This window comes from Mesorhizobium sp. B2-4-18 (genome assembly GCF_006441385.1).
Lineage (GTDB): Bacteria > Pseudomonadota > Alphaproteobacteria > Rhizobiales > Rhizobiaceae > Mesorhizobium > Mesorhizobium australicum.
This window is the reverse complement of record NZ_VFUW01000012.1, coordinates 184,598-193,054: the sequence shown is the minus strand read 5'-3', so window position 1 is coordinate 193,054 and position 8,457 is coordinate 184,598. Positions and strand designations below refer to the sequence as shown.

The window sequence follows — 8,457 nt, the reverse complement described above, 5'->3', positions numbered from 1 at the left end:
GGCGCGCGCCCGATCTATCCAGGTGTCGGGAGCCTCACCCTGGGCAACGATGCGCCCATCGACGATGGCAAGCCGTACTGACTCCGGCGGGGCCAGCGATGCCGTCAGCCGCTTCAACACGAACTGCGGTTCGAGGCTCTGATAAAATTGCCACTGCGAATGGACCCTGCCGGGATCGACCTGCGTTCCCGACAGCAAGGCTTGCGGGTCGACGGCAAGCGGGTCTCGCAGGCCGGCAATATAGAATTGGCCATCGCGTATCTTTTGTTCGGCAACGATGATGCCCGGCTGGGTCTCCAGTCGCGACACATAAGCCTGCCAGCGCTGCCCGGATTGCCATGAAAGAAAGAACCAACCGCCTGCCAAAACCAACAGCAGCAGGCCCAGGCCCACCACCAGCCACGGAAATCCCTGGTTTGGTTCCTCCTGCTTCAGCTCGACGCAAGTCTGCAGCTGCGCCTCTATGCCGGCCAACTGCGATCCGTCGCCGTCAAACTCCATTAAAGCCTGCGAGTAGTCCTCATGGACACGGAGCAACACGTCGCGAACTATGTCATGCAATCCTTCTGGGGGGTTTCCTCGGATCACCGAAACCAGGGTCGCGAACGGTCCTACTTCTGACCAGAGACGAAGGTCGCCAAAACGAATAGTGTCCAGGCCGCTCTGCTCCTTCTCGTTGAATGAGTCCTTCACAAAGTCTTGGATTGCACTCAGCATAGAAGAAATCAGTTGAGGATCTTCGCTCGTCGCATTGTCGGCAGCTACATGCGCTATCAATAGCCCAGAAGTGCGATTAATGAGAAAGACATGCTCAACACGATAAAGAAGAGAATGCTTGAGAACAACTTCCGAGAAGCTGGCTCCGGTTCGCCAAGCCTCAATTCTCCATTTTAGCCCGTGCCAGGTAAATATATGTCGTATAGTTTCATTAAGCGACTGAAATGTCTGATCGATCTTTTCCCCGATTGACTTGCGAATTGCCGGAAGAAACACGGGGTATAATATATCGGTCAGCGTGCGCGGGCTCTTCTGGATCGACCGTTGCACAGCCCTTTCGACAGCCGGCGCAAGGGCCTCACCGAGTTGCGCATGAGGGGCTCGTGCGGCCGCACTGGGAAGCACGTCGCCCACTGCAGCGGCAAGCTGCTCCGGTTCGTCGAGCAGATGCGTAACTCGTGAAAGCTCTGAAATTTCGCGGCTGACCAGCAACTGGCGCAGCGTTTCCATGCGAGGATCGGCGGATGGAACTCCGTCGAGTCGCGCACGGTAGTCCGGATCAACGTTCCGGGCAATTTCGATCAAAAGACGGGCCAGAGCCTCGCGATCAATCTCTGTATCGTTCGAGGCTGTTCTATGCGGAAGGCTGATTGGGTCGACGGTCGACGTCAAATCCGATCAACTCACTTTCCAGCTACGGTCCGAGTTGCTCTTGCTGCCGACGGGATCCTGATTCAGACATTTTGCAACCTCGACAAACAGGCCGGCCAAAAGATTTCGGTCGGTCTTGACGTTGCCGAGATCGGAAAACATTTTTTCCATCAGCATCTGAATGGCTTCATTCTTTTGCTTGATTTCCTCACGCAGCAAATGGTCGTTTCGATTTATCCGGTCGGCAATTTCGCGCTCAAGCTCATTCAATTGATCCGATAATGCGCGCACCTGCTTTTCAAGCGCCTGATTTTGTTCGCGAAGATTTCGGTCAATCTCCTTGTCGGCGTCGGCTCGCGCGTCTTTTTCGTTCCGCAACTGCGCCGCAAGCGAGTCGATCTGCTTTTTCGCATTTGACTCGTACATTTCAAGATTGCGCTTGGCCTCCGATTCGACATCCTTGAACCGCTGCAAGACCCGTTCTTCAAGCTTGGAAAAGCGGCGGTCATAGTCCTGCATCTGGTTGCCGAACAGCAGATCACGTATCTTGTCGACACCTACAGCGTCGCCGGGGGTCCCGCTCTCGCGAGCCTGGCCCGCCATGAAGGCGAGCCCGTTGGCGTCTGCATTACTTGTCAGATTTCCGTCCGCTTTATTTGCCGGAGAAGCGGTACTCGAAGATTCCTTGGCCATCCCTATACCCTTCATTTAAACAGCTACCAGCGTGCTAATTTAGCAACTAGTAAAGATGTCAGCAAAATACCCGGCTCGCAAGCCGGAATCTTCTCCGCATAAGCCGGTCACGCGTAAATTTGACAAGCGGCTCGAGCTCCACAATCTGCCCAGCGAACAGACCCTTTTGCGTCATCATGCGCGTAGATTGGCGGCGCCATGGATCCATGATCAACAACTGCGGCGCGCTCGCAGTTCGGCCGCGGTTCCGATTAGTTCGATCAGGATCAGCTTGCCCTCGCGTCTTCGCCCGCGATCATCCTTTGTTGCCGGGCGGCGCAGCAACTAAGGCACGGGCATGAGCGCTTGCCATTCCAGCCTGTCTTCAGGTCTTTTTTTGCTACCTAATCAGCCCCGATCTTGACAGGGCAGTGCGGCCATCCGATGCCGTTATCCGGTTTTGACATTCGGTGACTCTCCGAAGAAGACGAAAGCTCGATGATCCAGAATAATGCTACCGCAAGGCGGTGTGGTATCGATGTTCAATGTCGAGCAAAACATTCGGCACAATGCATGCCGGCATCCGCCGGCAGACCTACCGGATATTGATATAGTTATGGTCGACGATGGGCTCGAATGGATCGGCATCGATCGTGCCGACCTGCGCCGACAAAGATCAACGCAACTTGTTCTACCTGTTGCGAGCCGGGCGCGGGTGAGACACGTGGCGCATATTCCATTGGTTTCGATCGTAGTTCCTGCGCACAACGCGGAGGTAACGCTGACGCGGGCACTCGATTGCCTTGTCGATCAGGAAACCGCGGATTGGGAGGCGATCATCGTCGACGACGCCTCTACGGACCGCACCCCCGCGATCATCGCCGCTTATGTGGAACAGGATGCCCGATTTCGCGCCTTGAGTTCTTGCGCGAATAGCCCCGCCGGCGCACGTAACAACGGGATTTCGACGGCGCGCGGCCACTGGCTGATGTTCCTGGATGCCGATGACTGGCTGGATGCCAGCTACCTTACAAAAATGCTGGCTGCGCTGAAAACCGCTCCCGATGCAGTAGCCGCCTATTGCGGTTCGCGGCGCGTGATGCCCGATGGAGCGCTCACCCCGGCGAGCATCGCGCCCGAGGTCGCAAGCCAGCCCTTCGAAACGTTAGCCCGCCGATGTGCCATCGCCACTCACGCGCTGCTGGTCGACCGGGAAACAATAGTCGAATTGGGCGGTTTTGACGTGTCGCTGCGCAGCTGCGAGGATTGGGATCTATGGCAGCGCGTCGCACGTCAGGGCACAAATTGGGTGATGGTCGACGAGCCGCTCGCCTTTTGTCGAGCCAGCCCCAACGCGCTCACCCGCAATTCGAGGCAGACGCTGGCAGACGCGGAAAGCATTATCGCCCGCGGCTTTGCCACCGACCCCAGGGTCAAGCACCCAGCGCCGGCGCATGCCAATGGCGCGATCTCGGCGGGCGGCCGCACCGCTTCCGAAGCACTGGCGTGGTTCGCCCTGTGGAACGCTGCGTCGGATTGCGGCAGCGGCGGCGGCTCGATCAACCCGCAATCCCTGCGCGCGCTGCCGGCAAGGCGTAAGTGGGCGCGCGAGATCGCCAAGGTGACCTTCGACGGCCTGATGGTAGGAAGCCTATCGGTGCCAGCCCATATGGCTGCCCGGTGGGACAGGTTTGGCGGCGCCATCACAGAGTTGATCATCGAACTCGGCAAGGTCTGGGGCGACCCGGTTGCGGGTCGTCGCGTCCAGTATCATCTCGAGCAAATGCTGCTCGACGCCGACGATCTTGCCGCTCCTCGCAGGCTGGCGCGCACTTTCGGAATTCGCGTCGACGCTCGAAATCCAACGTCGACCGAGCTTCCGGAAGGAATCGATCAAATCTATGCCTACCTGATGATGGATGGGCAGATCGGGTCTATCGTACAGTTCGGCGCACTCGGGAAAGTGACAAGGCGCCATTGGCTTGAACTGATCCCGAATTTCGCACCGCAAAAGGACGGTGCCGACACGGCGAACACGCTGGCCGCCGAGGCACTGTCGACGACAGCGGAACGCCGGCCTGATCCGGGCAGCCACTTCGGCAAACTCGCGCAAATGGTCTGGGAAGCGCGGGAACTGGTTCGGTCGAGCGCCGAAGCAACGCAGCCGCTTCCAGCGCCGCGCCGTGCACCCGCCTCGAGTGGCCACGACAAGGATCGTACGTCGTTCTGGAACCGGTATTTCGCGACCGAGGATCCCTGGAACTACAGCTCGGCCTACGAGCAGGAAAAATATGAGCGGCAGCTCGAAATTCTGCCGGCCGGTCCCATAGGACGGGCGCTTGAGCTGGCCTGTGCGGAAGGCCATTTCACGCGACAACTGGCACCCCGAGTGGGCCATTTGACCGCCACCGACATTTCCGCCGTAGCCATCGAACGGGCGCGCGCGCGCTGCTCGGACCAGCCGAATGTCGAATTCAGTGTACTGGATTTTTTTTCGGACACGCTGCCCAATGAGATGGATCTGATCGTCTGTTCGGAAGTGCTCTACTACCTAGAAGATCTCGCCGGGTTGCGGCGCATCGCCAAAAAATTCGTTGAGGCACTGGCGCCTGGCGGCAGTTTCATCAATGCACACGCATTCGTGCTACGCGACAATATTGAAAGGACGGGCTTCGACTGGAACACTTTCGGCGCACAAACGATCTCGCAAACCTTCGCAGAGACCGAAGGTCTCGTCCTTGCGCAATCGATCCAGACCGAACTCTATCGAATAGATCGCTTCTGCCGCCTGTCGCCGGATTACGTGGCGACGGAGCCGGTGATTGATCATGTGCCGGTCCGCGCACCCATCGGCATCGGGGTCGCGCGAAACATTGTCTGGGGCGGGGCACGGGTCTTGCGCCGCGCCGTCGCTCGTAGCGAGCGGCGGCAACGTATCCCTGTCCTCATGTATCACAGCGTCGCCGATGAAGGTCCGGCCGCGCTCGCCCGTTTCCGACTCACGCCCGCCGCATTCGCGAGCCAGATGGCATGGCTGCGCGCCAATGGCTTTCACGCGATCATGTCCGAGCAACTGGAATTGTCCATCGCCAACCGTCAGCCTTTCACTGGCCGCCCGGTGCTCATCACCTTCGATGACGGATTCCAGAACTTTGCCGACCATGCCTGGCCGATCTTGCGTGCGCACGACCTGACCGCGGAAGTGTTCCTGGTGACGGACCTGGTGGGGGAAAGTGCAAAGTGGGACGCCGTCAGCGGTACGCCGGCGCGGCTTATGGACGCCGGAACGGTGCGACGTCTCGCCGCCGAGGGTGCGTTCTTCGGAAGCCATCTGGCGACGCACCGCGCCATCGATGGTCTGTCGAGCTCTGATTTGGCCGCCGAGCTCCTGCGCTCTCGTATGTTCGTCGAACGGTGGACCGGCCGGCCAACCACGGCCTTCGCGGCACCCTTCTCTGTCACCGACCGACGGCTCGGCAGGCTGGCCAAGGAGTGCGGCTACCGGATCGGCTTCGGCGGCAGACACGGACCGGCGGACCTTAATAGCGACCCCATCGACCTTCCGCGCATCGAGATTCGCGGGGATCGCTCGCTCGACGACTTTGTTGCTACCATCGAGGCCGTGCTCGTTTGAACGGTAGACAATGTCTGCATCTCCCAAGCGCTCTATTCCGCACCAGGCGTGAGCGACCCCTTACCGGGCCAGGCATTGTCGCTTTCGATGCGCCTCTTCGAGGTGTAAAGGGCGATGCAACTGTCTATCGCGTTATGCGGGGATAGACGCACACGGTGATGCTTTTGGCTGCCCTGATGTGTATAGCCTGTGTGAGGGTCCCATATTTCCATCACATAGCCTCGGCCGGCGATGCGCAACGCGGCATACGCGCGTTCTGCTCTATCGGAAGCCGCCGTAACGCCCAGCGTCTTTGAATTGCGGATCACATGACTGATTTGCGTGACCACACCCTACGCAATTGTCTAGCTTGGACGGTGGACTCTTGTACCACAACATCGGCTCCTTCAACCTAGGAGCAATGGCGGGCATAGATGTCGTTGCTTGCCGATCTGACCGGAAGGTTAACAGCACGATGCGTCTCATCATTCGACGATTGGGAACCAGGAACCTGGCGCGCCCGACACAACCTCTCCGACACCTTGGCGCGATGTTCGTCCTGGTTGCCAGGCAGCTCATCTTTGGAACCGCCCTCTTGTTGGCTGGTCCAGCGCAGGCGCAGGCGCCGGCGACCGTCCCGCCTGAAAGGGTCAAACAGCTATTCGAACTGCTCGACGATGCGTCAGTGAAGGCCTGGATGGCCGAACAGCGAAATCAGGACGCCGGGTCAACGAGAGCGCCTGCCGGGGCAGGCGCTTCTCCGGCCGACGCATCGTCCGGCGCCGCGGCCGCATCAGGCCAGATGAATACGATGGCATCCTCGACGCTCGATATGATCAGGGATCATATCGGAAGAATCGTGCGAACTTTGCCCCTGCTGCCGGGTCAGTTCGCGCGCGTTCGGGCAGAGACCATGGAGGATATGTCCAGCAAGGGATCTGCCGGGGTACTCTTGCTGATTGCGATGTTCATCGCTGCCGGCCTGGCGCTTACTTGGGCAACGTACAAGTTGAGCCGTCCATTTCGTCTCTGGATTATCGCGCAACCGAAGGATACGCCCGTTGGGCGGGCCAAGAAGATTGGTGGCCGCACGCTTTATTCCAGCATGCTGATCGTCTCGTTCGCACTGGGCAGCGCCGGCGCGTTCATGCTGTTCGACTGGCCAATGCTTATCCGCGAGATTGTACTGACATTCTTGATGGCGGCAGTCGTTACATGGGGGGTGCGCATGTACGTCATGGCCATGCTCGTCCCTTCCTTCATGAACGTCGACAACGCCGTCGAGGTTCGTGCTTTGCCAATCACCAACGAAGCGGCTGACCATTGGTCCTATTGGCTGCCCCGGATCGTTGGCGTCTTCGCCTTCTTCGCCGCCGCGTTCATCCTCTTGCCAGGTCTCGGCATCGATCAGGACGGAATGATGGTCCTGTCGCTTGGCGCCGATTTCGTGCTGCTGTTGCTCGTGCTGCTGGCCATTTGGCGTCGGCCAAGAACGCAGCGAGACGGTGCGCGCCACAGCGTTCACACGGAAGCGACATGGCTGTTGACAGCTTATTTCCTCGTCCTGTTTCTGCAGCGCATCGCGGGCCTTTATGCATACTTCTGGTTTACCTTCGCCGCACTCTTCCTGCCTTGGGCAATCGTGACGACGCAGCGCGGGGTTAACTTCGTCCTGCGACCAGGTTCGGTAGATCTTGGCCGGCCTACGATCCCGGCGGTGGCGATCGCTGTCATCGATCGCGGAATCCGAATGATTTTCATCCTGGCGGCGGCTTACTTTCTAGCGCGTGTCTGGGGCCTGGACATGCAATCCATGCGCGGCAGCAATACGACGACGACCTTCATATTGCGCGGCCTGATCAATGTCGTGGTCATTGCCCTCGCAGCCGATTTCGGCTGGTCGATCATCAAAGCCTTGATCGAACGAAAGCTGGGCATCGAAACGGCACACCCTGTGATCGGCGACGAAGAGGTCCCGATGCTAGATCCGCAGCAGGCGCGGCTGCACACGCTGTTGCCGATCCTCCAGAACATCCTGCTCGCATCGATCATCGTGATGGCAGCGCTTATGATGCTCGCCTCGCTGGGTATCCAGATTGGCCCACTGATCGCTGGCGCCGGCGTTGTCGGCGTCGCGGTGGGCTTTGGCGCACAAACCATCGTCAAGGACATCATTTCGGGCGTTTTTTTTCTGCTCGACGACGCGTTTCGTGTCGGCGAATATATTTCCTCGGGCAATTACAAGGGTACCGTGGAAAGCTTTTCCCTGCGCTCGGTGAAGCTGCGCCACCATCGGGGTCCGCTGTTCACCATACCTTTCGGTGAACTCGGGGCCGTCCAGAACCAGAGCCGTGACTGGGTTATCGACAAATTCAACATCACCGTCGGCTATGACACCGATATCGAATTCGCTCGCAAGCTGATCAAGCGGATCGGCCTCGAATTGGCGGAAGATCCTGAGTTCAAGCACTGGGTGCTCGACCCGATCAAGATGCAGGGCGTACAGGAGTTTGGCGAATACGGCATTGTATTGAGGGTCAAGGCCACAACCAGGCCGGGAGGCGCCTTTGGTATGAAACGCAAATTCTACGTACGCCTCCGCCAGGTCTTCAAGGAGCAGGGCATCGAACCCCCATTTCCGACCGTCCACGTCCAAGGGCTGCAGAATCCGCATGAGGCAGAGAACGGATCTTTGGCGATTACACCCGCGGTGAAAATGGCCGTCGCGCAATCGCACACCATTCGTCGCAGAAAAAAAGCCAGCACGACGGAATAGGAAAGAGCGCCGTCACCGGAGCGACGTC

At 58.9% G+C, this 8,457-nt stretch carries 3 protein-coding genes and 1 pseudogene; 2 read left to right on the top strand and 2 right to left on the bottom strand.

Annotation, left to right across the window (positions count from 1 at the left end):
* Window positions 1-1,389: pseudogene (locus tag FJ527_RS25465) on the bottom strand (OmpA family protein); the annotation flags it as partial.
* Window positions 1,390-1,395: 6 nt separating this feature from the next.
* A complete protein-coding gene (locus FJ527_RS25460) occupies window positions 1,396-2,061 on the bottom strand; it encodes a hypothetical protein (RefSeq protein WP_140616482.1) in 666 nt (221 codons plus the stop codon).
* A gap of 517 nt (window positions 2,062-2,578) precedes the next feature.
* On the opposite strand from FJ527_RS25460, the gene FJ527_RS25455 reads away from it, so the two are divergent.
* Window positions 2,579-5,674: a trifunctional glycosyltransferase/class I SAM-dependent methyltransferase/polysaccharide deacetylase gene (locus FJ527_RS25455; RefSeq protein ID WP_246677801.1), complete on the top strand. Its 3,096-nt coding sequence runs from the start codon at window positions 2,579-2,581 to the stop codon at window positions 5,672-5,674.
* Between the two features lie 364 nt (window positions 5,675-6,038).
* Entirely contained in the window at window positions 6,039-8,429 is a 2,391-nt protein-coding gene (locus tag FJ527_RS25450; RefSeq protein WP_246677800.1) for a mechanosensitive ion channel family protein, read from the top strand.
* The last annotated feature ends 28 nt before the right edge of the window (window positions 8,430-8,457 follow it).

What these genes read in the sequence shown, in the direction of transcription:
- FJ527_RS25460 (WP_140616482.1), bottom strand. Translation starts at nt 2,061, where the DNA reads ATGGCCAAGGAATCTTCGAGTACCGCTTCTCCGGCAAATAAAGCGGAC.
- FJ527_RS25455 (WP_246677801.1), top strand. Translation starts at nt 2,579, where the DNA reads ATGTTCAATGTCGAGCAAAACATTCGGCACAATGCATGCCGGCATCCG.